21 protein-coding genes and 1 pseudogene are annotated in these 24,157 nt (G+C 44.8%); 5 read left to right on the forward strand and 17 right to left on the reverse strand.

Annotation, left to right across the window (positions count from 1 at the left end; all coding sequences use genetic code 11):
* Positions 1-225: ISL3 family transposase (locus G470_RS12845; RefSeq protein ID WP_035445185.1), on the forward strand; the 225-nt coding region annotated here is incomplete at its 5' end.
* A gap of 111 nt (positions 226-336) precedes the next feature.
* Here G470_RS12845 and rny read toward each other — a convergent pair.
* The 13 genes from rny to G470_RS0105945 form a co-directional block, all read right to left on the reverse strand.
* Positions 337-1,896 (reverse strand): ribonuclease Y, encoded by a 1,560-nt coding sequence (gene rny, locus G470_RS0105885; RefSeq protein WP_028274024.1) that lies wholly within the window; start codon positions 1,894-1,896, stop codon positions 337-339.
* 326 nt (positions 1,897-2,222) lie between these two features.
* Positions 2,223-3,281 (reverse strand): recombinase RecA, encoded by a 1,059-nt coding sequence (recA, locus tag G470_RS0105890; protein ID WP_028274025.1) that lies wholly within the window; start codon positions 3,279-3,281, stop codon positions 2,223-2,225.
* Positions 3,282-3,490: 209 nt separating this feature from the next.
* Positions 3,491-4,771, reverse strand: coding sequence for a competence/damage-inducible protein A (locus tag G470_RS0105895; protein WP_028274026.1), 1,281 nt, complete (start codon positions 4,769-4,771; stop codon positions 3,491-3,493).
* Between the two features lie 186 nt (positions 4,772-4,957).
* On the reverse strand, positions 4,958-5,539 hold the full coding sequence (gene pgsA, locus G470_RS0105900) for a CDP-diacylglycerol--glycerol-3-phosphate 3-phosphatidyltransferase (protein WP_028274027.1): 582 nt from the start codon (positions 5,537-5,539) through the stop codon (positions 4,958-4,960).
* 109 nt (positions 5,540-5,648) lie between these two features.
* Positions 5,649-6,548: a helix-turn-helix domain-containing protein gene (locus G470_RS0105905; RefSeq protein ID WP_028274028.1), complete on the reverse strand. Its 900-nt coding sequence runs from the start codon at positions 6,546-6,548 to the stop codon at positions 5,649-5,651.
* Between the two features lie 125 nt (positions 6,549-6,673).
* Positions 6,674-7,399, reverse strand: a complete 726-nt coding sequence (gene ymfI / locus G470_RS0105910; protein WP_028274029.1) for an elongation factor P 5-aminopentanone reductase — start codon at positions 7,397-7,399, stop codon at positions 6,674-6,676.
* Positions 7,396-8,694, reverse strand: coding sequence for an EF-P 5-aminopentanol modification-associated protein YfmH (yfmH, locus tag G470_RS0105915; protein ID WP_028274030.1), 1,299 nt, complete (start codon positions 8,692-8,694; stop codon positions 7,396-7,398). Before yfmH ends, ymfI begins: the two co-directional genes overlap by 4 nt.
* Positions 8,694-9,956, reverse strand: a complete 1,263-nt coding sequence (yfmF, locus tag G470_RS0105920; RefSeq protein ID WP_028274031.1) for an EF-P 5-aminopentanol modification-associated protein YfmF — start codon at positions 9,954-9,956, stop codon at positions 8,694-8,696. The genes yfmH and yfmF overlap by 1 nt, the downstream gene beginning before the upstream one ends.
* 138 nt (positions 9,957-10,094) lie before the next feature.
* A complete protein-coding gene (locus tag G470_RS0105925; protein ID WP_028274032.1) occupies positions 10,095-11,051 on the reverse strand; it encodes an ABC transporter permease in 957 nt (318 codons plus the stop codon).
* The gene (locus G470_RS12850; RefSeq protein ID WP_084172107.1) at positions 11,051-12,208 is read right to left on the reverse strand and encodes an ABC transporter permease; all 1,158 of its coding nucleotides are present in this window, start codon (positions 12,206-12,208) and stop codon (positions 11,051-11,053) included. Before G470_RS12850 ends, G470_RS0105925 begins: the two co-directional genes overlap by 1 nt.
* On the reverse strand, positions 12,209-13,747 hold the full coding sequence (locus tag G470_RS0105935; RefSeq protein ID WP_205617896.1) for an ABC transporter ATP-binding protein: 1,539 nt from the start codon (positions 13,745-13,747) through the stop codon (positions 12,209-12,211). It abuts the gene before it with no gap.
* Positions 13,748-13,930: 183 nt separating this feature from the next.
* On the reverse strand, positions 13,931-15,013 hold the full coding sequence (locus tag G470_RS0105940; RefSeq protein ID WP_028274034.1) for a BMP family lipoprotein: 1,083 nt from the start codon (positions 15,011-15,013) through the stop codon (positions 13,931-13,933).
* Between the two features lie 150 nt (positions 15,014-15,163).
* Positions 15,164-17,479 (reverse strand): FtsK/SpoIIIE family DNA translocase, encoded by a 2,316-nt coding sequence (locus tag G470_RS0105945; RefSeq protein ID WP_028274035.1) that lies wholly within the window; start codon positions 17,477-17,479, stop codon positions 15,164-15,166.
* Positions 17,480-17,627: 148 nt separating this feature from the next.
* On the opposite strand from G470_RS0105945, the gene G470_RS0105950 reads away from it, so the two are divergent.
* On the forward strand, positions 17,628-18,002 hold the full coding sequence (locus G470_RS0105950; protein WP_084172108.1) for an acylphosphatase: 375 nt from the start codon (positions 17,628-17,630) through the stop codon (positions 18,000-18,002).
* A gap of 124 nt (positions 18,003-18,126) precedes the next feature.
* Positions 18,127-19,029: a membrane protein insertase YidC gene (gene yidC, locus G470_RS0105955; RefSeq protein WP_169720327.1), complete on the forward strand. Its 903-nt coding sequence runs from the start codon at positions 18,127-18,129 to the stop codon at positions 19,027-19,029.
* Between the two features lie 58 nt (positions 19,030-19,087).
* Here the strand turns inward: yidC and G470_RS12855 are convergent, their stop codons facing one another.
* The 3 genes from G470_RS12855 to gndA all read right to left on the reverse strand — a co-directional run bounded on the left by G470_RS12855 (position 19,088) and on the right by gndA (position 22,947).
* Positions 19,088-20,626 (reverse strand): HAMP domain-containing sensor histidine kinase, encoded by a 1,539-nt coding sequence (locus tag G470_RS12855; RefSeq protein WP_035445186.1) that lies wholly within the window; start codon positions 20,624-20,626, stop codon positions 19,088-19,090.
* Positions 20,623-21,315, reverse strand: coding sequence for a response regulator transcription factor (locus tag G470_RS0105965; protein WP_028274038.1), 693 nt, complete (start codon positions 21,313-21,315; stop codon positions 20,623-20,625). The genes G470_RS12855 and G470_RS0105965 overlap by 4 nt, the downstream gene beginning before the upstream one ends.
* Before the next feature lie 192 nt (positions 21,316-21,507).
* Positions 21,508-22,947: an NADP-dependent phosphogluconate dehydrogenase gene (gene gndA, locus G470_RS0105970; protein WP_028274039.1), complete on the reverse strand. Its 1,440-nt coding sequence runs from the start codon at positions 22,945-22,947 to the stop codon at positions 21,508-21,510.
* Between the two features lie 217 nt (positions 22,948-23,164).
* Here gndA and G470_RS14075 point away from each other — a divergent pair, with 217 nt between their 5' ends.
* Positions 23,165-23,287, forward strand: a complete 123-nt coding sequence (locus G470_RS14075) for a DUF4044 domain-containing protein (RefSeq protein ID WP_084172109.1) — start codon at positions 23,165-23,167, stop codon at positions 23,285-23,287.
* A gap of 53 nt (positions 23,288-23,340) precedes the next feature.
* Here G470_RS14075 and G470_RS0105980 read toward each other — a convergent pair.
* Positions 23,341-23,871, reverse strand: a pseudogene (locus G470_RS0105980) (DNA repair protein RecN); the annotation flags it as partial.
* A gap of 105 nt (positions 23,872-23,976) precedes the next feature.
* Here G470_RS0105980 and G470_RS0105985 point away from each other — a divergent pair.
* Positions 23,977-24,157 (forward strand): helix-turn-helix domain-containing protein (locus G470_RS0105985; protein ID WP_028274041.1); only part of this gene is annotated, 181 nt, incomplete at its 3' end.

Raw genomic sequence — 24,157 nt, forward strand, 5'->3', positions numbered from 1 at the left:
CAAACAATGGAAACCTACCGCGAATCCATTCGGCATGCGTTCACGTATACCCTGTCAAATGGAGCGATTGAAGGAATGAATAATAAAATCAAAAATATCAAACGATCGGGGTATGGGTACCGGAACTTTTACAACTTACGGGCCAGAATTTTGATCAGTTACAAATTAACGGTGTCCCGTCACCAACCAAGGCCGTTGACATTCGAAGACGAAGAAGTAGCTTAATGAAAAAAAGAGGTCAAAGTGACGAATTCACTTTGACCTCTCAATAGGCTCACCAACACTATTTGACATAGAACCCGGAAAATTGGTTGTTTCAGTTCTGATAATACATGTTTACTTCGCGTATTCAATTGCTCTCGTTTCGCGTATAACCGTTACTTTAATATGGCCTGGATAATCCATTTCATTTTCAATCTTTTTACGAACGTCTCTCGCAAGCTTCGTTGCTGCAGCGTCATCGATTTCTTCTGGTTTGACCACAATCCGAATCTCTCTTCCCGCTTGGATGGCGTAACTTTGTTTTACACCAGAGAAACTATTAGAGATAGACTCCAAGGCTTCCAATCTACGCAGGTAATGCTCCAAAGACTCGCTGCGCGCACCTGGACGGGCTGAAGAAATGGTGTCTGCCGCTTCCACAATCACAGCAATGACTGTCTTCGCAGGAACATCTCCGTGGTGGGATGCTATCGTATCGATGACCGTTTCTGGCTCTTTGTATCTCATGGCGATTTCTGCGCCAATTTCTACGTGGGAACCTTCCACTTCGCTGTCCAATGCTTTCCCGATATCGTGTAACAATCCGGCACGTTTGGCCAACGTCACATCTTCACCCAATTCGGCTGCCAATATTCCAGCCATTTTGGCAACTTCAATGGAATGCTGCAATACATTTTGTCCGTAGCTGGTACGGAAGTGCAGGCGTCCGAGAATTTTAATCAAATCTGGATGGAGCGAGTGAATGCCCAATTCAAAGATGGCTTCTTCTCCGATTTCACGGATACGGTCGTCCATTTCTTTCCGGGATTTTTCCACTACTTCTTCGATTCTTCCCGGATGGATCCGTCCATCTTGAATCAGCTTGTCCAATGACATTTTGGCGATTTCCCGTCGAACCGGGTCGAATCCGCTCAACACGACCGCTTCCGGGGTGTCATCGATAATCAAATCCATCCCCGTCAAAGATTCCAACGCTCGAATGTTTCGGCCTTCTCGTCCAATGATCCGGCCTTTCATATCGTCATTCGGCAAGTGCACCACTGAAACAGTTGCTTCTGATACTTGGTCTGCAGCGCTTCGCTGGATGGCTTGCACAATTAAATTGCGCGCTTTCCGGTCAGCGTCTTTTTTCATGTTCTCTTCGTACTGTTTGACCAAGACAGCTGTTTCATGAGCCAACTCTTGTTCGGTCTCTTCCAGCAGTTTTTGTCGTGCTTCATCGCGGGTCATCTCCGCAATTCTCTCCAACATTTTTTGCTGTTGTTCAACCAAGTCTTCCGCTTTTTGCTCGAGTTCTTCCACTCTTTTCTGTCGTGCACTTAAGCGGTCTTCCTTGGATTGAAGGGTTGATTCTCTCTTATCCAGGGTTTGACTCTTTTGGTCCAAATTATCTTCCCGTTGATCAAGGCGGTTTTCTTGACGGCTGACTTCTGCACGTCTTTCTTTGAGCTCAGCCTCAACTTCGGTACGATAAGCATGGATTTCTTCTTTTGCCTCCAACAACGCTTCCTTTTTTAAGGTTTCAGCTTCTTTGTTCGCTTCTTCAACAATTTTTTCAGCTGTATTCCTTGAATCAGTCAATCGTTTTTCATAGTTGGATTTACTGATGAAAAAACCTGCAATTAAACCGATCAATAAAGTAACGATAGCGAAGGCTATTGAAATAAAATCCATTTGTTCACCTCCGTATCATTATTCTTTTTTTCAACAGATACTATATCTGTAATCATACAACTAAAGTATTCCTTTACCCAACCAACGAATACCTAGTTTTCAAGCTGTTCGATCAATCAACTAACTCTTTAATTTCTTGCCGTAAACCACTTTCATAGTATACAGCAAGCGATATCCCAATTTTAAAGCTCCAAACGAGTTCTGTCAACCACAATTGCCCTCCAGACACAAAATGTGACAATAAAATTGCAGTTATTTGACACAATAAAAAAATCGGATGAGAGGACGAAACCTCTTCTTCCGATTTTTTCACTATTGAACCGATGTTAAATTTCCAATTCTTCTTGAGCTGCATCTTCCGATTGGGATTCAGCAGCTGTTTCTTCAGCGCTCGGCTCTTCAATACCGTAAGCCACGCGAACCTTCCGTTCAATCTCGTTACGGAATTCCGGATGCTCCTCGAAGTATTGTTTGGCATTTTCTCTTCCTTGGCCGATTCGTTCTTCGCCATAGGAGTACCATGAACCGGCTTTGGTGATGATGTCTTTCTCAGCCGCCATGTCCACTAGTTCACCGACTTGGGAGATCCCTTGTCCATACATGATGTCTATTTCTGCTGTTCTAAACGGAGGTGCAACTTTGTTTTTTACTACTTTGATTTTTGTACGGTTTCCCATGATTTCAGTACCCTGTTTAATGCTTTCTGCTCTTCTTACTTCCATCCGGACAGTAGAGTAGAACTTCAACGCACGTCCACCTGGAGTGGTTTCTGGGTTACCGAAAATGATACCGATTTTCTCCCGGATTTGGTTAATGAAAATCGCAATTGTCTTCGTTTTATTGATGGATCCAGAAAGTTTACGCAATGCTTGGGACATCAGGCGTGCTTGAAGACCCATGTGAGAATCTCCCATTTCGCCTTCAATTTCCGCTCTTGGAGTCAAAGCAGCAACAGAGTCCACTACAACGATATCTATCGCGCCACTGGAAACCAGCGCATCCGCAATTTCCAATCCTTGTTCGCCTGTATCCGGCTGTGACAACAATAGTTCGTCAATATTGACTCCCAGTGCTTGGGCATATTTTGGATCCAATGCATGCTCTGCATCAATAAAAGCAGCTGTACCGCCATTTTTTTGAACAGACGCAATAGCGTGAAGGGCAACGGTGGTTTTACCGGAACTTTCCGGTCCGTATACTTCAATAATCCGGCCTCTTGGGTATCCACCGACACCTAATGCCACATCCAGTGCAAGGGAACCACTTGGAACGGTCGCCACTTGCGCATCAAGCTGCTCACCCATTTTCATGATGGAGCCTTTTCCATAGTTTTTTTCGATTTTTTTCATCGCTGCTTCCAGCGCTTTTGCACGTTCATCTGCCATAAATCTTGTTCCTCCTAGATATCTATCTCGTCTCAGTACCGCTGCGTCTCTTTCAAGCTTCATACTAATAGTAGCTTTTTTAGCTTGAAAAAGCAAGAACAAAACGAACAAAAGTTCGCTTTATTTTAGTTAGGAAAGTCTTATTTTGAACCCTTATTCGTTCTATAAATTCTTATATCTGTCTGCCGTAAACAGCTGTTTTATTTGTTCTAGCCTGCTTCATGATCCATCAGTACTTTGTCCTCGATTTCTTCATCCTTCAACACGGCATGTACCAGTTGCATGGCGGACATCACAGCTTGTCGTCGGTTTTTGTTGCGTTTATAAGCAAAATGGTAGTGCTTCGCAAAGGTTTCCTGTCCTTTTTCTGCCAACCCAATCCAAACGGTGCCGGGAATCTGACCTTCCAAAGAAGAAGGACCCGCCGCCCCTGTCAAGGAGACCCCGATATCCGCTTGAAACATTTCCCTGGCTTTTTCTGCCATTTCAACAGCACACTGCGCACTGACCACTCCATACGTTTCGATGGTTTCTTTAGGAACTCCAAGCACTTGATTCTTCATCTCTGAGCTATAAGTGACAACCCCTCCTTCAAAAATCATTCCAGCTTCCAATTCACTTGAGAGAGCGCTCAAAAAAGCGCCGCCTGTTAAGCTTTCCGCTGCAGTAATCGTCAAGTTTTTTTCCTTCAACAATTCTTTCACTACTTCAAATAACGTCTCCTGGCCATATCCGAAGAAAAAGTCACCGATGCGTTGTCGAATCGTGTCCTCCGCTTTTTGAAGTAGTTGTTCAGCTGCATCTTCTGTTTCTGCTCTTGCAGTCAATTCGGCGGTCATTTCCTCTCCTTCTGGGAGAACGATCAGCACAGGGTTTTCGTTTTCTTGTACAATGTCTTCCAGCTCTTTGTTCATCTGCGCTTCAGTCAACCCATAAAAGCGCAACGTACGTGACGCTACTGCGTTTTCCTCCACTAATCGGTCAATCAGCAGCGGACGAATTTCTTTCTCAAACATCGGTTTCAGTTCATCAAAGGGGCCTGGAACCAAGAGATACGCATGGTTGTCTGTTTGGTAAAACATCCCTGCTGCAAGGCCTGTGACGTTCTGCAACGGTACAGAACCTTGAAAAACCAATGCTTGAAGTTGATTGTTCTCGGGCATCGTAAAATCCGAATTTTTATGATACGTGATAATTCTGTCTTCAGTTTCCCGGTCCAACACTAACGGCACTTCCAAGTATTCAGAAAGGGCAGTTTTTGTAATGTCGTCGTCCGACGGGCCCAAACCTCCGGAAACCACAATCAACTCCGCCCGCTCTTCTGCTTTACGGACTGCTTCTTTTAATTTTTCGGAGTCGTGGCCAATCATAGTGCATTGCTCCACTATCATCCCTAAAGCCGTCAACTGCCGGGACAAAAACTCGGCATCCACATTTGCTATTTGGCCTCTCAATAATTTTGATCCTACTGAAATGATTTCAGCTTTCATTTCTTTCCCTCCACCATTAAGATACGCATTTTGAACTCGTTCCCATTTTTTTGTTACCCACAGTTTACCACATCCCCTTCCTGCAAAACGAAGAGGACGCTGTTTCAATATCGTCTTTTGGGTAAAACAAAAACTTGGATTCCGTTTTTTGTTTCAACGAAATCCAAGCTTGTTTGTGTGGTTGGCTTAAAATGAATCTCTGAAAATATGACGGCTCTTGTAGAAGTAATCTACACCTGAATAAAAGGTGAAGAACAAACATACATACAACATAATAGTCGCTACAGGGATGCCTGTCCATGCAAATGGATAATTATCTATCAACAGTAAAATAATTGCCCACATTTGCGTGTTGGTCTTGATTTTTCCCGGCCAAGCAGCAGCCATCACTTCGCCGCCCTGCTCCACCAGAATCAGGCGCAAACCCGTTACAGCCAACTCTCGGCAGACAATAATGGCAATCACCCAGGAAGGAGCCAAATTCAGTCCTACCAAAACAATAAAAGCGGTCATCACCAACATTTTGTCCGCTAAAGGATCCGCAAACTTCCCAAAGTTGGTTACCAACCCATATTTACGTGCGATAACACCATCCAGCCAGTCCGTTATACTGGCAACTGCAAAAATAATTGCTCCAACAAGGAGGCGCACATTAATCTCCGAGTCCAACGCTTCTATGCTTCCCCATTCAAAAGGAATCAGAACTACAGCCATGAACACGGGAATCATGACAATTCTCAAAACTGTCAGTTTGTTCGGTAAGTTCACCCTTCCATCCTCCTCCGCTATTCAAACTGATTTCAGTGTTCAAGTTGAACAGCCTTTTCTCTCTAGGTTTATTGACTAACCCAGCTCCAAATACTGCTGTGTTGTCCTTTTATTCTGAAAATTGAATCGTCAACCGTTGGGAAATCGCATCGGTTTCAGACGGTGTGGAAAACTCTTCTCCATTCAACTCCAACGTTGTCTCCGGAGCATTCCCCACCACCACAAAGGCACTCTCCGTACCTGCAGGAAGGGTTACTTCCATGGAACCTCCCGATTCGATGGTTCCTTGATCCAACACCGTACCATCTGCTTCTACACTGACCCAAGAAGCATCGTTTTCAGCCCTCAATGTCAATGTGTGTTCTTCTTCCATGCTTCCAGACACGGCAAAAGTAGCTGTGTTCTGCGATGCTTCTTCCACTTCGACAGTTTGTTCTGCTGCAGTTTCTTCTTCATCTGCTTCTTTAGAAGTATCTTTCGTTTCTTCCGATGTATCTTCTTCAGCAGCTGTGTCTGTTTCTTCTTGTTGGTTTTGAATGTCCGCATTGGTCGCGATTTGAACACTGTTGGTTCCATTCTCGACAATTCTGGCTTCGTTTGAGCCGGAATCGTTCTGGACAATTGCCGCATAAATGGCGATGATGATAGCTAACACCAAGACAATAATCAATATAACCGGCAAATTCTCTTGCGCATTTGTCAACCAATCATTTTGTTTACTGCGGGACCGGGTTTGAGTGGTCGCAATTTTTTTTGTGTAATTTCTATCATTCGGGCTGGGAATGTAGTCTGTATATTCTTCCAGTAACTTGTCGCCATCCAACCCCACTGTATCGGCATACTGCTTAATGAACGCACGCGCATAAAAATTCCCTGGCAAAGAATCCAAATTACCTTCTTCAATCGCAACCAGATACCGCTTTTGAATCTTTGTAATTTGTTGCAAATCGTCCAGTGTATAACCTTTTTCTTTTCGTGCTTCTTTAAGCTTCTCGCCTACTTCGTTCATCTTGTCACCTGCCCGTTCTCATTGTTACGAGTAAAAAACCATATCATAAGAATTATACCACAATTCAACCCTTGCGTATAGTGGGCCTGATAATTTGTTTACAACGAATAGTGACTGTTTATCCTTTACGTCAGCCAACCACCACTCACAATAATGGACTGACCGGTCACGTAGCCGCTGTCTTTTGACAATAAGTGTTTCACCCATATTCCTGCTTCTTCAGCTGTCCCCATACGTCCTAATGGAATAACGGAAGTCAGTGAATCGTGTTCATCTGGAGAAAGAAAACGATTCATTTTGGTGTCAATCGCTCCCGGAGAGACAGCATTCACTGTAATGCCCATGCTGGCCACTTCTTTGCTGTAGGCTTTCACAAACGCCAATTGAGCGCCTTTAACTGTGCTGTACATGACTTCTAACGGGCTTCCTATTTCGCCGTATACCGAACTGATGAACACGACTCGTCCGCTCTGCGACTGCGCCAATTTGGACTGCAGTTGCTGGAGAAGCAAGACCGGGGTTTTCACATGAACCTGCCACAGCCGGTCCATGTCTTCTGATGTGATTTCTTCAAGCAGACCATAGTGTGTATATCCGCTTGCAAATACCACCGCATCCAACGAAAAGAGTTGCTTTATGAAGGGCATGACCTGTGTTTCGTCGTTCATATCCATTTGCAGAGAAAAAAAGTCCTGCCGAGGGTAACGGGTTTGAAATTCTTCTCTCATTTCTTCGACGGTATCCAAGCGTGAATAAGCATGTAGATAAAGTGACCACCCCTCTTCAGCCAACAGCCGGGCCACAGCTGACCCTATGTCTCCACTCGCGCCCATAATCAATGCTGCCTTCACTGGTCTTCACCTCGGGGCAAGATATGGAACGCAGACAGCACCGGCGCTTTCATATAGCAATCGGCCAGTTCTTGCAACTCTTCCAATGTGATGTCTTCCATGATCGGAACAATATCAAACACGTTCGCTTCTCCATAGTCTGCCTCAATAAACTGATGGGCAAGATACTCAATCGAATTCATCGCTTGTAACATTTGTCCGATGCTGCGTTTTTTGACCAGCTCAAAGTTCTCTTCTGTCATTTCAGGGCTGTTTTTCGCACTCAACAAAATTTCTTTCAGCACATCCGTCAACCCGTCTGGATCTTTTGTGTCTCCTCCTACACTGAGAAAATCAAATGAACGCTCATAACTGAATTCATAAGAAAAACTGTCGTCGATCAAACCTGAGTCATACAATTTTAAGTAGTTGGCTGACGTCGGGCCAAACAACATTTTCAACAATAGATCCATTCCAATTCGGAACCGCAAGTCAGATGCATCTTCTTTGTGAGGACGGGTTCCTTTAATTCCTACGATTGCTTTCGGACGGTTAACCGGCATTTCAATTGAGCGGAATGGTTCAACGTTTTCCAGTTCTGTTCCCGGCAAAAAGCGTTGAATGGCAGTGAATGGCGGAAATTCTTTTTTCGATTGGTTGGCTTGAATCCAGCCGTGTACTTCCTCGGGATCGATATTTCCAATCACTGTCAACGTCATATTTCCTGGATGATAGAATGTCCGGTAGCATGTATACAACAATTCTGAAGTGATCTGCTGGATACTGTCAACGGTCCCTGCAATATCCGTATTGGCAGGATGGTTGGGATATAAATTTTCCAGCAGACCAAACAACAGCCGCCAATCCGGGCTGTCATCGTACATCCGGATCTCCTGTGCAATGATTCCTTTTTCTTTTTCCACTGTTTTGTCTGTGAAATACGGTTCTTGAACAAAATCCAACAGAGTCTCCAGATTGTCTTTGACGCGGTTTGTGCTGGAAAATAAATACGCTGTTTTTGAAAAACTTGTAAAGGCATTGGCAGAGGCTCCGTATTTTCCAAAAACTTGGAACACATCGCCTTCTTCTTTTTCAAATAATTTATGTTCCAAAAAATGAGCAATCCCATCCGGCACGCGGATTTGCGCATTTTCTCCCAGTGGTATGAACTCATTATCGATTGAACCGTAATCCGTACTGAACAAGGCAAAAGTTTTATGAAATCCTTTTTTAGGAAGAAGTTTGATGGTCAGGCCGTTTTCCAGCTTGTCGGTATACAGTACTTCATCCAACTGCTCGTATCTTTTTATTTCCATCAATCGCTCTCCCCTTTCAATAAGAAACGTGCTTTAAGCGAGATGTTTTGAGCTACATCCTGAACATCCGCTTTGGTTACTCGATCAATTTTTTCAATCCATTCATCGAGCGGGATAATACTGCCTTTAGCAATTATGTTGGCATAAACACGCTCCAAGTAACCGCCCGGGCTGTCTTCCGATTGGTATAAGCCGTTTTTCAACATTTCTTTAGTTTGCAAAAAGGCTTCCTCTTCAAACAATCCGTTTTGCATCTCTTCTAATTGCTGAGCAATGATTCGTTCGACTTTGGGAGCATCCATTCCTTCAATTCCCGTTTCAACGGTCATTGTCCCTCTGAACGTGTCCATAAAACTGGATGCATAATACGCTAGGCTTTCTTTTTCGCGCACATTCGTGAACAATTTGGAATGCGGATACCCGCCGAACAATCCATTAAATACTTGACCGGCATAGTAGTTTTCAGCGTGGTAGTACACACCTGTGTCGTATGCCAAATTCAATTTCGCTTGAGCCACAGGATGGATTTCTGTCTTTTCTTTTTTATCCATTCCTTGTTTTCCGGCATAAAACACCTGTGAACCTGCCTCTTTTCGCGGAGAAAAAGAAAATATTCGAAATGCCTTGGCCAGCTCGTCTTCCGTCACATCTCCAACGACTAAAATTTCGACGATATCTTCCTGCAACATTTTTTGGTAGTCCATGTACAGCGAACGAGGAGTGATTTTTTCTAAATCCTCTTCCCTTCCCCTGCTCGGAATTTGTTGGGCCGGGTCGTCAAAATACAGTTCTTGAAGCGCAAGCGCCGCATACAACTGTTTGTCGTCATAGTAAGAGGAATATTCATCTCTTAAATTTTCTCTTTCCCGGTTGAATGTTTCCTCATGGAAAGCCCCCTCTTGAACGTTTGGACGGAACAACACTTCTTCCAAAAATGCAACGGATTGGTTCAATACGCTGTCTGATTCAGACAAAAACTTGTCGTTCACCACGTTCAAATCAAGTGTCAAAATATGCGCTGTTCCTTTTTTTGTGACATCTGTATAAAAAGATGCTCCATATAATCGAGACAACTCACTTCTCATCGCTGTTTGAGTGGGGTATTTTTGGCTGTTCGTTTCCAACAAACTTGCCAGTAACGTCCGTGAAGTGCTGTTGTCTTCTCGGAGCGGCGCTTTTAATTTGATTTTGATGCGCACGGTTTTGAATTTCTTTGTAGGCAACACATGCAGCGTGACGCCATCGGTCAGTTTTACCGCCATGCTTGAATCCTCTCCTGTTCCTAATCGTCTATTTTATCATCTTATAGTATCTTTCTGAAAAAAGAAAGCGCGCCACGCAGACAAAAAAATGCAACAGGAAAGTTGGTCGCTTCCCTGTTGCATGATAGAACAGTTGGTTTATTTTGATTTGATGTATGTTTTCCCGTTTGCTGCAGGTCCGCGCGATTGACCAATCACGAATACCAAAGCCAAGATTGTGATGATGTAAGGCGCAACTTGCAACCAAACTGATGGGATGTCGCGGATAAGCGGGATGTAGTTCCCGGTAACCGACAAACTTTGTGCAAAACCGAAGAAGATAGCGGCTCCCATTGCACCAAGCGGGTTCCATTTACCAAAAATCATCGCCGCCATCGCCATAAACCCTTGTCCGGCGATAGTGTTGGATGAAAAGTTGATGGCGATTGCCTGGGCTTGGATGGCACCGCCCATTCCGCCTAAGAACCCGGATAACAATACACCTGCGTATTTCATCAAGTATACGTTCACTCCGAGTGTTTCAGCAGCATGTGGATGCTCCCCTACCGAACGCAAACGCAGTCCGAATTTCGTCTTAAAGATAACGAACCAGCAGATAACAGCAATCAAAATTCCTACATATGCAGGAAGTGACGTGTTTCTGAAGAAAATCGGTCCGATGATTGGGATCCGTGACAACAAAGGAAATGTGTGGAACCCAAAACTTTGAGAAATAAAGGTTGATTGGCGTGCTCCGTAAAGGACGTTTGTCAAAAAGACTGCCAATGCAGGTGCCAACAGGTTGACTACCGTACCTGAAATAATGTGGTCTGCTCTCCAGTTGATGGTTGCTACTGCGTGGAAGAGAGAAAAGATCAAACCAATCGCTCCACCGAGCAACATTCCAATCCAAGGAGTGGCGCCCCCTAACTGCTCTGCGAATGTCAAGTTGAAGACGATAGAAGAAAATGCTCCCATAACCATGATACCTTCCAACCCAACGTTGACTACCCCGCTTCGTTCAGAAAAGGTTCCGCCCAAAGCAGTCAAAATCAAGGGTGCGGAATAAATCAAAGCAGAGGAGATGACGTTTTGTAAAACTGCCATGACGTCCATTAGTGATTCACCTCGTCTTCTGATGATGATTTTTCACCGGTACCCGTTAAGGTTTCGGTTGTTCCGCTCGCTTGATCAGCAGCATGTCCTTCTGCCGGACCTGCTGTTTGTCTGGATCTGCGATCAATGAAGAAGCGGATGACATAGTTTGCACCGACAAAGAAGATGATCAATGCGATGATGATGTCTACAATTTCAATTGGAATACCGGTAGCCAACGGCATGCTGGTTCCACCGATCTTCAATGCTCCAAACAATAGAGAAGCCAATACAATACCGAACGGATTGCTCAATCCTAACAAAGCTACGGCCAAACCATCAAACCCTAATGATGGCACCGCTCCTTGAACAAAGATGTTCCGGAAGTTTCCTAAACCTTCCATCGCTCCACCCATACCAGCCAACGCTCCACTGAGCAACATGGATATGATGATGGTTCGTTCAGCACTCATTCCAGCATATTTTGCTGCGTTTGGGTTCATCCCAACTGATCGGATTTCAAATCCAAGTGTGGTTTTTCTTAACAGGACCCACATTATTACAGCCATAATAAGTGCGATAAAGATACCTGAATGAAGTGTGGAGTTTTGTGTGAGTTCTGTCAACCATTCCATCCGCAGATTAGCAGCTTCCGGAATCCGTTCAGAAGCATCCCGTGAATCAGTGATGACATTCCGAATCAAGTAGTTCCCGCCATCAAGTGCGACATAGTTCAACATGATGGTTACGATAACTTCGCTCGTCCCGAAGTAAGCTCTTAAGAAACCGGCGATTCCTGCCCAAAGTGCTCCTGCCGCAACTCCTGCAAGCATACTCAAAGGCAGCAGTAGAAATCCAGGCAAGTCTGGGAAGCTCAATGCAAACCACACCGAACAAATCCAGCCTAACAACGCTTGACCTGCAATACCGATATTAAAGAAACCGGCAATATTCGCTACTGCAAACCCTAACGCTGTCATAATCAACGGTGCCGTTTGTCTCAAAGTTTCTCCGATATAAAACGGACTTCCAAATGAGCCGTTGAACAACGCTCGGTACCCATCTAAAGGATTTTGCCCAAATGCCAGCATCAAAAATCCAGCGATTAAAAACCCTAACAAAACTGAGAGAAGGGGCACAGTTAAGTTATTTAAAGTTTTGCGTTTGTTATTGTCCATCTATCTCTTCTCCTTTCCGTCCGGAGATTGAGTCGCTGCCCGTGCTTTTTCAAGCGAAGAACCAGCCATCAAGAGTCCCAGCTCTTCTTCGTTCGTTTCTTCTGGGCGGACAATTCCGACAATCTTCCCTTCATACATAACCGCAATCCGGTCCGACACATTCATAATTTCGTCTAATTCGAAGCTGACCAGCAAGACCGCACGTCCTTTGTCGCGTTGCTCAACCAATCGGCTGTGGATGTATTCAATTGCTCCTACGTCCAATCCACGAGTGGGTTGTGCCGCTATCAAGAAGGATGGATCCCTGTCCACTTCTCTTGCAATGATGGCTTTTTGCTGGTTTCCTCCAGAAAGTGACGCAACAGGGTTGGCGATGCTCTGTGTCCGAACATCAAATTCTTCCACCAATTTCGCAGAGTATTCTTCGATTGCCTTATCATTCAAGATTCCATTCTTGCTGAACGGTTCCTGGTAATAAGTCTGGAGGACAATGTTTTCTTTCACAGACATCGGAAGTACAAGGCCGACACGGTGACGGTCTTCCGGGATGTGTCCGAATCCAGATTCTGTGATTTCTCTTGGTTTTTTATTTTGAATCTCTTTGCCTTCAAGAATGATTTTTCCGCTCTCCACTGGGCGAAGACCAGAAATCGCTTCGATCAATTCCGATTGTCCGTTTCCATCGATTCCTGCTATTCCGACAACTTCACCGGCTTTAACTTCCAAGTTTAATCCTTTGACAGCGTCAAGTTTGCGGTTGTCTTTTACCACTAAATCTTGGATGGATAGAATCGTTTCCTTTGGTGTAGCCGGTTTTTTGTCTACTTTGAAAGTAACCGCACGACCGACCATCATGTTGGCCAGCTCTTGTTGAGAGGTAGCCTCTACGTTGACCGTACCGATACTTTTCCCTCTGCGGATAACCGTACAACGGTCAGCCACTCGCTTGATTTCATCCAATTTGTGGGTAATCAATATAATCGATTTCCCTTCTTTTGTAAGGGAATGCATGATATTGATCAACTCATCGATTTCTTGCGGTGTCAATACTGCTGTCGGTTCGTCAAAAATCAAGATATCCGCACCGCGGTACAAAACCTTCAAAATCTCTGCGCGCTGCTGCATCCCTACGGATATATCTTCGACCCGTGCCGAAGGATCGACCATCAAGCCATACCGATCAGAAAGTTCTTGGATTTCTTTTCGGGCAGCCTTGGCGTCAATCACACCTGCTTTTGTTTTTTCGCTGCCTAAGATGATATTTTCCGTTACGGTGAAATCATCTACGAGCATAAAATGTTGGTGAACCATTCCAATTCCTAATTGATTGGCTTTATTGGGGGAGTCAATTTCTGCTTTTTTTCCATTTACATAAATTTCACCTGATGTCGGCTCCAAAATACCGGAAAGAACATTCATCAAAGTAGACTTTCCAGCACCGTTTTCGCCTAGAAGGGCATGAATTTCTCCTTTTTGAACAGACAAATTAATGTTGTCATTCGCCTTAAAATCACCAAATTGCTTGGTGATGCCACGCATTTCAATGACCGTTTCCCTTTGAGACACTTTTCGTCACTCCTTTTCTAAATCATTTTCACACTTTTTCGGGCTGAAGGCAAAAAAATTACTTGTTATATTAAGAGAGACCGGAGAGCAATCCCCGGTCTCTTTCAGTTCCTTCACAAATTGTGAAGATACGTGAGGAACAAGGTATACGTTTAATTATTCGCCAGGTGTTTCAGGAACAGTGATTTCACCGTCGATGATTTGTTGTCTGTATTCATCAATAGATGTTTTCACATCGTCAGACAAGTTTCCTTCTGTCAAACCAACCCCACCTTCAGCCAAACCGTAGTTTGTCACTTGTCCGCCTGGGAAGTTGCCTTCCATTGTTTGATTGGCAATGTCATGAACGGCTGTTCCAACGCCTTTCAAAGTAGAAGTCAATGTCAAGTTTCCGCCGCTGTAGTTTCCTAGTTCTTGTTGGTCACGGTCTACACCGATTACCCACAATTGAGTGTCGGATCCAGCGTTCATGCGGTCAATTGCTTCAGAGAAGACGCCGTTTCCTGTGTCTCCGGAAGCGTGGAAGATAATGTCTGCACCGTTACCGTACATACCGGCTGCCAACTGTTTACCCATTGCTGCATCTCCGAATGAGCCAGCATATTGGACGTCAACAGTAGCATCAGGGTTAGCAGCTTCTACACCAGCAACAAAACCGGCTTCAAAGCGGTCGATAACTGCACTTTTTTCACCGCCAACAAAGCCGACGCGGTCTGTTTCAGTGGTTTCTCCAGCTGCTACACCAGCAAGGAACGCAGCTTCGTGGTCCTTAAATAGAACAGATGCCACGTTGTCAGATTCAATCACGTCGTCAATGAGAACAAAGTTTTGATCAGGATTTTGTTCAGCAAGTTCTGCCATTGCAGGTCGCAATTTGAACCCAATTCCGTAAATCAAATCAAAGTTACTTTGAACAGCCGTGTTCAAGTTCGTAGTGATTTGGGAATCGTCGTCGGATTGTATGTACGCATACCCATCCGTGCCTTGTTCTTTCCCGTGTTCTTCACCCCAAGCCTGCATACCTTCCCATGCAGATTGGTTGAATGACCGGTCATCTACTCCGCCGATGTCCGTAACCATAACGATAGAGAAGTCTTCAGCAGAAGAACCACCTGAAGTGTCTGTATTCCCTCCAGAAGTATCCGCTGTCTCGTCACTTGCTCCGCCGCCACAAGCTGCCAAGACAAATGTGGATGCAAATCCTAAGGCGATGAGTGCTTTAAGATTCTTTCTTTTCATTAAAAAAACCCCCAAATAAATTGTGTAGTATGAACCGGTCTGCCCAATCCATCCTCATGAATATACTACCACTCTCGTTTATAAAAAGAAAGGAGATTTCCGATTTTTGAAACCGTTTTTCATCGAAATTATTCGACTTCTAATGAATCTTTAATCTTCCGGTTCTTCTTGTTTTTGAAGGTTGACCACCCGGGGTTTGCTTCCTTCGGATGGACCGACGATTCCCCTCATTTCCATCTCGTCGATGATGCGTGCCGCCCGGTTGTATCCAATTCTAAACCGGCGCTGCAGTAAAGAGATACTGGCTGTCTGCATTTCTACCACCAGGTTCACCGCATCTTCAAACAGCTCGTCTTCCGCCTCTGCCGGCGACGTTTGCGGTTCGTCTTTCGGAATCATTTCTTCGACATAATTGGCTTCTTGTTGTTCTTTAACAAATGATACGACCGCTTCCACCTCTTCGTCGGAAAGGAAAGCTCCCTGCACACGGGTCGGTTTGTTTTGCCCCATCGGTTGGTAGAGCATGTCCCCGCGCCCAAGTAACTTCTCGGCTCCTACGCTGTCCAAAATTGTTCGTGAATCTGTTCCGCTGGATACAGAAAAAGCGATACGGGAAGGGACGTTTGCTTTGATAATTCCGGTGATGACATCCACACTTGGCCGCTGTGTTGCCAAGATCATGTGGATTCCAGCTGCACGAGCCATCTGTGCCAGGCGGATGATGGCATCTTCCACATCATTGCTGGCTACCATCATCAAGTCAGCCAACTCATCGACAATAACAACGATATACGGCAGAGTCGGCAGGGATTCCCCGGTTTCTTCATTGTGCTTTTTAATATGTGCGTTGTACCCGGCCATATTTCTGGTTCCCGAAGCTGCAAAAAGTTCGTACCTTCTTTCCATCTCCTGCACAACTTTGTTCAATGCCTGCGCTGCTTTTTTCGGGTTTGTTACAACCGGCGTCAACAGATGAGGGATGCCGTTGTATACATTCAACTCAACCATTTTAGGGTCAATCATCATCAATTTTACTTCATTGGGTTTGGCTTTCATCAATAAGCTGATGACAATGCCGTTGATACACACAGATTTCCCGCTTCCGGTTGCTCCTGCAATCAACGCGTGCGGCATTTTCGCCAAATCAGCCATGACCACATTCCCAGAGATGCCGCGCCCCAGAGGAACTTCCAACAACTTCTCCCTGTTTTTCGTCTGTCCCTCGATGACATCACGGAAAGAGACCATACTTGTTTGAGTGTTCGGCACTTCTATCCCGATCAAAGACTTGCCTGGAATCGGCGCTTCCATCCGGATGTCTTTTGCTGCTAAAGATAAGGCGATATCGTCTATCAAACTGACCACCTTGCTGACTTTAACCCCTGTTGCGGGTTGGATTTCATATTTGGTGACAGCCGGACCGAGATTGGCTTTCGTCACTTTGGCGTCCACGCCGAAACTTTCAAATGTTTCCTCCAGTTTTTGAACATTGTTTTCAATGACGGAATATTCGGCTGACTGGTCCACCGGTTTTCGTTTATCCAACAAATTCACAGGCGGCAACTGGTAATCCTCATTTTCCTCTTCGGCAGTAATTTCAAAATCAACCTCTGCCTCTTCTTGTTTGTCCTCAGGTGCATGTTCTTCTCTGGTTGGGAGAGCAGCAGTTGCCTGGTCGTTCTTCTGGAAAGTATCGATGGTAATTTTTTTCTTTTCTTTTGGCGGCTCAGACACAGTGTCCGGCTCTTCTCCAGTATCCTGTTGGGCCACCACAATCGGTGTAGCCGCTTTTTCTTTTTTCTTCGAACCAACCGTTCGCTTTTTCGGTTTCTTCTCCACCGTCAAACTTTGCTTTAAAGAGGATCCCATTTGCTTTACAGAAGCGGCGACGCTGTCAAAAAACTGCATGAGGACAGCATCGATATTCCGGAGCAATTGTTGAAAAGAGACATTCGTCACTAAAAGAATCCCTGTGATTGCCACCAAACTGGCAATGATGTAGGTTCCGATTTGGGAGAACAAGAAATGACTGGCGCTGTATAAGAGAGCTCCAATCATGCCTCCACCTAACGCCTGCCCGGTGGCATCCGTCAACAAATCTGTAAAAAAGAATCGCCAAGTTGCTGACAAAACATTCAACTCAGGATTCATAATCGGCCCAAACAAGCGTGCATGCATCCAGATCAGTACACTCACATACACTAAACTCAAACCGACCACTTTTTTATTTCCAAGCTTAGGTTCTTTTCCTTTAAATAGAAGGTACATGCCGTAAAACAAAGCAGTGACAGCTGCCACCAGGTATGTATCCCCCACAAAAAATCGATAGACATTTGCCGCGAGCCGGCCGACAAAGCCGAAACGTGTGATGGCAAAAAAACTGAGCATGATAAATAAGATGCCCATCCATTCCAACGAAAGACCTTTTTTCTTTTTGGGTCTTCCTCTCTTTTTCGTTCTAGCCATGAAACAATTCTCCTATTCTTCTTGAATTCCAACCTATTATACACGAAATTGCTCTTCAACGAAATGTACGTATTAATGGAGTCCAGATGAGAAAAAATGTACACTAATTATAGTAGATAGACACCAATGAATGAACGGAGGCGACACAATGGTTTCTTTTTTTGAACGTTTACTTGGAAAAAACACCTCTTCTTCACAAGAACTTGCTCCTTTTGAGTACAAAAACAAAGGCGCTACTGAAGAAGAACACAAAAAGATTAAGATGATGGTAACCGGCCATGTTCAAGGTGTGGGGTTCAGGTATTCCACCAAACAGGCAGCTGACTCTATCGGCGTTGCAGGCATTGTCCGGAATGAAATGGATGGCTCCGTTTATATTGAAGCGGTCGGCCCTGAAGAAAAAATCGAGCAATTCATCCATGCTATCCGTCAATCTCCGAGTCCAAGCGCCCGCATCGATCAGCTAGTGGTTGAAGAAGATCCTAGTATTGAAGATTATGCGAATTTTTCGGTGAGTAATTGAAAAAAGCTTTCTAGTCCTGTATAGTGAAATATGGCGTTTTATATAACGCGTTCATATAAGACTATATAAAGGATAGTGAAGCATGAAAAATCGAAATAAAAAGTTCCTTTTAACAGGACTTCTCATGAGTCTAATGGTATTTTTGTCCGGGTGTATGCAATACGACCAGTCAGGAAATCCGGAAGGGTTCATCTATGAATATTTGGTGATCCCAACCCAGCAGTTCATTGTTTGGCTGGCGGAACTCTTCGGTGGAAACTATGGTTTGGCGATTATTGCCATCACCATTATCGTTCGCATCATCATTTTGCCGCTCAGCTTGAACCAACAAAAGAAAGCGACTGCCCAACAAGTGAAAATGAGTGCAGTCAAGCCAGTAACAGAAGAAATTCAAGCAGAGATGAAAGCCGCTTCCTCTCCAGAAGAACAACAAGAGCTGCAAGCGGAATTGATGGAAGTTTACCGAGAAAATGACATCAACTTAATGGGTGGACTCGGCTGTCTTCCTTTGTTGATTCAGCTGCCGATTTTCACGGCTTTGTTCCAAGCTATCAATCTTTCGGAAGACATTGCCAGTGCAACGTTCCTTGGCATTTCGCTGGGTGAAAGCAGCATCCTGTTGGCTATCTTGGCTGCCGGCGTTTACTTCTTGCAGTCATTGGTCATGATGAAAGGAATGCCGGAAGAACAACGCAAACAATCCCGCTCCATGATGTTCATGAGCCCGTTGATGATTCTCTTCTTCTCTATCAACGGACCCGCTGGTTTGTCCTTGTACTGGTTGGCCGGCGGAGTCATTGCGGTCATTCAATCGTACATCACCAACCGCTTTGTCAAACCGAGAATTGAAGCAGAAGTAAAAGAAAAACATGGTGATAAAAACATCACCCGCAAACGGAAGAAAAAAGCTGTTAAAAAAGCTGCCGCTACACCTTCTTCCCAAAAGAAAAACCCACGTGCTCAAAGCACATTTGAAACACGTAAAGGAAACCGAAGAAACGAAGGCAAACAACGACGCAATAAATAAACAATAAAAAAACAGCTCGCTTATCCAACCAGATAAGTGAGCTGTTTTTTTGTCTTTATCATTCAGGTTCTTGAATTTCTTCTTGATCAGCAGGTTCTTTTAACACCGGCAGGACCACTCGGAAAATGGAGCCGTGGTTCAACACACTTTCTGCCCAAATCTTCCCGCCATATCCTTGAATGAGCTCGCGGGCGATAGCTAAGCCTAACCCGTTGCCTCCTTTATGACGGCTGCGTGCTTTATCGACACGATAGAATCGGTTGAAGATTTTTTCGGTGTCTTCTTCCGACATCCCTTCGCCGTAATCTTGCACAGCCAGTTCTACACGGTCTTGCTCAAGAGCCACAGAAATGTGCACTTCTTTTCTGTCTGTTGAATATTTGACCGCATTATCCATCAAGATAACCAAAATCTGTTCTAAATGATTGCGGTAAATATTGACGAAGATATCATCATCGATGTCATCATCCAATATAAATACAAAATCTGGACGCAGCATCTTGAAGTTGTTGTAGGTTTGCTGCACCACCTCTTTTACCGGTGTGCGTTCGTTCTTGTAATGAATTTCCACCTGTTCTGCACGGGAAAGGTCCAACATCTCTTGAACCAGGTTCTTCATCCGTTCAATTTCTTGAAGGGATGCTCCAAGGGACTCGTCCAATATTTCCGGATCGTCTTTCCCCCACCGGTTCAACAGTTTCAAATGCCCTTCTACCACTGCTACGGGAGTGCGCAACTCATGGGACACGTCTTCCACAAATTGTTTTTGCTGTTCGATATTCCGTTGCATCCGATCCAACATGTCGTTATAGGCATTGGTCAAATCCGTTAGCTCGTCGTTTCCGCCTTTGTGTTCGATCCGTTCGCGCGACTCAGGGTCTTTGCGAATTGCCTTCATCCCATCTGTGATTTTTCGGATAGGTTTCAAGAAATTGGCAGCCAACACATAACCGAGTACTGCACTGAGCGCCAATGCCAAAATTCCGGTGATGATTGTGGCGAGGAAGATCCGTTGAACCAGTTGGTGGAATCCTACCAATCCATCTGTCACATAAACATAGCCAATCAATTGATTGGCCATAGTCGAATATACAGGAGCAGTAGCTGCCAGTGATAGTCCGTCTGTACCTTCCACTGTTTCGATGCGGAAACGTTCAGAGGGAGAGAACGGAAGATCGCTTGGTGCCGATTCATAAACCAAATGATTTTCCTCATCATAGACCTTCACCGCAACCCCTTCCTCGCTGATCTGCGAAAACAATGAGTCAGGATAAGGATTGGTTTCCCCCACCGGAACATTTCCATAAAACACATCGGGCGGCACACTTGTTTCTGGAGAGAGCACCTGTTCCACATCTGCAGATGTCAGTGAAGCCGAGTTCAGCATCAACCTTTCCGTAATTTCAACCGTCATGTCCCTTACATTTTGGGTTTCATTTTCCAAAAAGATCTGCCGAAAACCAAAATAAAGTAAGGACGCAAACAATGTATACGTCAAAAAAATCGCTCCGGCCGCCCCTATGGTCCATTTCCATTTTAGCGAGACGCGTCTTCGTTCTTTCTTCGACTCATCTTTTGGAGTCTGTTTTTCTCTCAATTTCGCATCACATACCCTGTTCCACGTACAGTCTGGATATAGCTGTCTTCCCCTGGAACATCAATTTTGTTTCTCAAATATCGGATATACACGTCCACAACATTCGTTTCCACTTCCGATTCATATCCCCATACGCGTTGAAGAAGAACTTCACGGGAAAGAACCACGTTGACGTTTTCCATCAATTCCACCAAAAGTTCGTATTCACGTTTGGTCAATTCGATGACTTCATCATTCCGTCGAACGATGCGGTTTTCTTTTTCTACCGTCAAGTCTTTAAACGTAATAGTGGTTTGTTTGCGGGAGTTTTCTTCGTTCTCGATTTCAATGCGGCGCAACAAAGCCCGCATACGTGCCAACAATTCCTCAATCGCAAAAGGCTTGACAATATAGTCATCTGCTCCGTGATCCAATCCCGACACACGGTCAATCACAGAATCTCGTGCAGTCATCATAATAATCGGCACATTGCTCACCTGACGGACACGGCGGCATACTTCAATTCCGTTCAATTCAGGAAGCATCAAGTCCAACAAGATAACGTCCCACTCTGCATCTTCGGCTACGGCAGCTTCCAAACCAGTGCGTCCGTTAAAACGAACTTCCGTCTCAAACCCTTCGTGCGTCAATTCCAGTTCTACGAAACGTGCTAAGTTTTTTTCATCTTCTATAATCAATACTTTAGTCATTCAGCAATCCCTGCCTCTTCTATTCTCTTCTTTGTTTTTGTATCTTTAAAATTCTCTCATTTTCATATCATTAGTCTACCACACGCACATTGTTTATGGAAACATAAGAAAACATGCTTCTCGATGGAAGCAAGTGATGACTGATGAACATGAAAAAAGAGCCGGAGCTCCGGCTCAGTCTTCTTTATGGAATTAATCCAGTTTGGCTTCCCCTTCGTTTCCGTACCAATCGAAGTGGTATGTCCCTTCTTTGTCGACTCGTTCATACGTATGCGCACCGAAGTAGTCACGTTGAGCTTGTACGATGAAAGCCGGCAGACGCTCGGAACGGTAGGAGTCGTAGTAAGCGATAGCAGATGAAAATGCCGGAACCGGCACGCCTGCCTGTACCGCAAGACCGACTAATTCACGAACAGCGTCTTGGTAGTTCTTCGTTATGTCGATGAAGTACTCGTCCAACAACAAGTTCTTCAACTCAGGGTTGCGGTCATACGCATCGGTAATCTTTTGCAAGAAACCGGCACGGATAATGCAGCCTGCACGGAAGATTTTCGCAATTTCGCCGTACTGGAGGTTCCAGTCATATTCTTCGCTTGCTGTACGCATCTGAGCGAAGCCTTGAGCGTAACTCATGATTTTGCTGAAGTAAAGTGCTTGGCGGATTTTTTCAACCAACTCTTTTTTGTCTCCATCATATGAGTAAGCTGCCGGTTTTGGCAATACCTTGCTGGCTTCCACACGTTCTTCTTTTAAAGCAGAGATGAAACGTGCAAAAACAGATTCTGTGATCAACGGAAGCGGAATGCCCAAATCCAATGCACTTTGGGAGGTCCATTTTCCGGTTCCTTTGTTTCCAGCGCGGTCCATGATGATGTCCACCATCGGTTTGCCGGTTTCAGGGTCTTGTTTCGTCAAGATATCTGCAGTGATTTCAATCAAGAAGCTGTCCAATTCACCGGTATTCCATTCTTGGAACACTTCAGCTGTTTCTTCGATGGATAGGCCCACCACATCGCGCAGCAAGTGATACGCTTCAGAAATCAATTGCATGTCGCCGTATTCGATTCCGTTATGGACCATTTTGACATAGTGTCCGGCTCCGTTTGGACCAATGTAAGTGACGCACGGATCTCCGTCTTCAGGGGCTTTTGCTGCAATTTTCTCTAAAATTGGCGCCACCAAGTCGTAGGCTTCTTTTTGTCCGCCCGGCATGATGGATGGGCCTTTCAAAGCGCCCTCTTCCCCGCCCGATACACCAGTTCCGATGAAGTTGATGCCGGATTCAGCCAATTCATCACTGCGGCGCATGGTGTCTTTGAAGAAGGTGTTCCCGCCGTCAATCAAGACGTCGCCTTTTTCCAGGTGCGGGAGTAATTGTTGGATGACCGCATCTGTTCCTCTGCCAGCTTGAACCATCAACATGATTCTGCGTGGTTTTTCAAGCGAATCGACAAATTCTTCAATAGAATAAGTCGGTACTAGTTTTTTATCTGGGTTTTCTTCAACTACCGCTTCCGTTTTGGAAGTCGTGCGGTTGTAGATGGAAACAGAATAGCCTCTACTTTCAATGTTCAACGCCAGGTTCCGTCCCATGACGGCCATACCAATAACGCCGATTTGTTGTTTACTCATTTGTTTGTCCCCTTCCAATTACAGTGTTTGTCTTGTCCTCTATTATCCTACCAGATATTGCTCTTCTTTTAAATGGAGAACCTATACAGATATTGAGTGAGGAATCAAAGTTTCAACCAGGATGTTCAAAAAAAGGTCACGGGAGAAGTCTTTTTTTCTTCAAACATTTAGTGTACACTATTAAGGAAAACTGGGAAGAAAGCAGGTGAAGGATTAAATGGAAAAAAACAACAAGAAAAAATCTTCGGCAAGCAGCAAACTGTCCAAGATAGTTATCTGGGCCATGCTTATCACTATGATTGGTTCCGTGCTCCTGTCCCTGTTGCCAGCAATTCTTTAAACATGCAATCAAAAGCGATGTGCCCTTCCATAAATGGAACGCACATCGCTTTTTTACTTTTGTTTGTGTGCTATTTTCCGCAATTCTTTGGCGGTTTCGATGGTGAGTGGTGTGATTTCAGTTCCTGCCAACATTCGTGCGACTTCTTCGACTTTTTCTTCTTCTTCCAATATGGACACACTGGTCGTTGTCCGTTCATCTTCAACTTTTTTGGAAATATAAAAATGATTGTCCGCCGTCGCGGCTACTTGCGGCAAATGCGTGATACATAACACTTGCGAATGCGCCGCAATCGAATGAATCTTTTCGGCGATGGCTTGGGCGACTCTCCCGCTGACACCTGTATCCACCTCATCAAAAATAATGCTGGTGATGCCTTGATTTTTCGAAAACACCGTCTTCATGGCCAGCATCATGCGGGACAACTCTCCACCAGAGGCAACTTTTGCCAATGGCTTCAACGGTTCCCCTGGGTTGGTTGACACATAAAATTCCACTTTATCTAATCCTGAACTTCCAGCGTCTTCAATGGTTAGTTCATTCGCTTCTTTTTTGAAGCGGACATCGAAAATCACTTTGTCCATGGCAGATTTTATAATGAAGCTAGCCACCGCCAAAGAAAAAACGCCACGTGAATTTCTGGTATATTGAGGTTACCACTAACTCTCAATAGACAAGGATGAATTCACGTGACACAAACCCATCTTAACACAGAATCCCGCAAGGGAAAACACCTTTCCTACGCCGAGCGCTGCCAGATCGCGGTCCTGAAGAAGGAAAAGTACTCGAATCGCGATATTGCCCAGGTGTTGGGGCGGGCTCCGGAGACGATCAACAGCGAAGTCAGAAACGGGACGGTCCAGCAGCTCC

This window comes from Atopococcus tabaci DSM 17538 (assembly GCF_000429585.1).
GTDB lineage: Bacteria > Bacillota > Bacilli > Lactobacillales > Carnobacteriaceae_A > Atopococcus > Atopococcus tabaci.

Bases quoted from the DNA above. Each gene is read 5' to 3' on its own strand.
- rny (WP_028274024.1), bottom strand. From the start codon at position 1,896: ATGGATTTTATTTCAATAGCCTTCGCTATCGTTACTTTATTGATCGGT.
- recA (WP_028274025.1), bottom strand. From the start codon at position 3,281: ATGGCAGATGAACGTGCAAAAGCGCTGGAAGCAGCGATGAAAAAAATC.
- G470_RS0105895 (WP_028274026.1), bottom strand. From the start codon at position 4,771: ATGAAAGCTGAAATCATTTCAGTAGGATCAAAATTATTGAGAGGCCAA.
- G470_RS0105905 (WP_028274028.1), bottom strand. From the start codon at position 6,548: ATGAACGAAGTAGGCGAGAAGCTTAAAGAAGCACGAAAAGAAAAAGGT.
- yfmH (WP_028274030.1), bottom strand. From the start codon at position 8,694: ATGGAAATAAAAAGATACGAGCAGTTGGATGAAGTACTGTATACCGAC.
- yfmF (WP_028274031.1), bottom strand. From the start codon at position 9,956: ATGGCGGTAAAACTGACCGATGGCGTCACGCTGCATGTGTTGCCTACA.
- G470_RS0105925 (WP_028274032.1), bottom strand. From the start codon at position 11,051: ATGGACGTCATGGCAGTTTTACAAAACGTCATCTCCTCTGCTTTGATT.
- G470_RS12850 (WP_084172107.1), bottom strand. From the start codon at position 12,208: ATGGACAATAACAAACGCAAAACTTTAAATAACTTAACTGTGCCCCTT.
- G470_RS0105935 (WP_205617896.1), bottom strand. From the start codon at position 13,747: ATGCGTGGCATCACCAAGCAATTTGGTGATTTTAAGGCGAATGACAAC.
- G470_RS0105940 (WP_028274034.1), bottom strand. From the start codon at position 15,013: ATGAAAAGAAAGAATCTTAAAGCACTCATCGCCTTAGGATTTGCATCC.
- G470_RS0105945 (WP_028274035.1), bottom strand. From the start codon at position 17,479: ATGGCTAGAACGAAAAAGAGAGGAAGACCCAAAAAGAAAAAAGGTCTT.
- G470_RS0105950 (WP_084172108.1), top strand. From the start codon at position 17,628: ATGGTTTCTTTTTTTGAACGTTTACTTGGAAAAAACACCTCTTCTTCA.
- yidC (WP_169720327.1), top strand. From the start codon at position 18,127: ATGAGTCTAATGGTATTTTTGTCCGGGTGTATGCAATACGACCAGTCA.
- G470_RS0105965 (WP_028274038.1), bottom strand. From the start codon at position 21,315: ATGACTAAAGTATTGATTATAGAAGATGAAAAAAACTTAGCACGTTTC.
- gndA (WP_028274039.1), bottom strand. From the start codon at position 22,947: ATGAGTAAACAACAAATCGGCGTTATTGGTATGGCCGTCATGGGACGG.
- G470_RS14075 (WP_084172109.1), top strand. From the start codon at position 23,165: ATGGAAAAAAACAACAAGAAAAAATCTTCGGCAAGCAGCAAACTGTCC.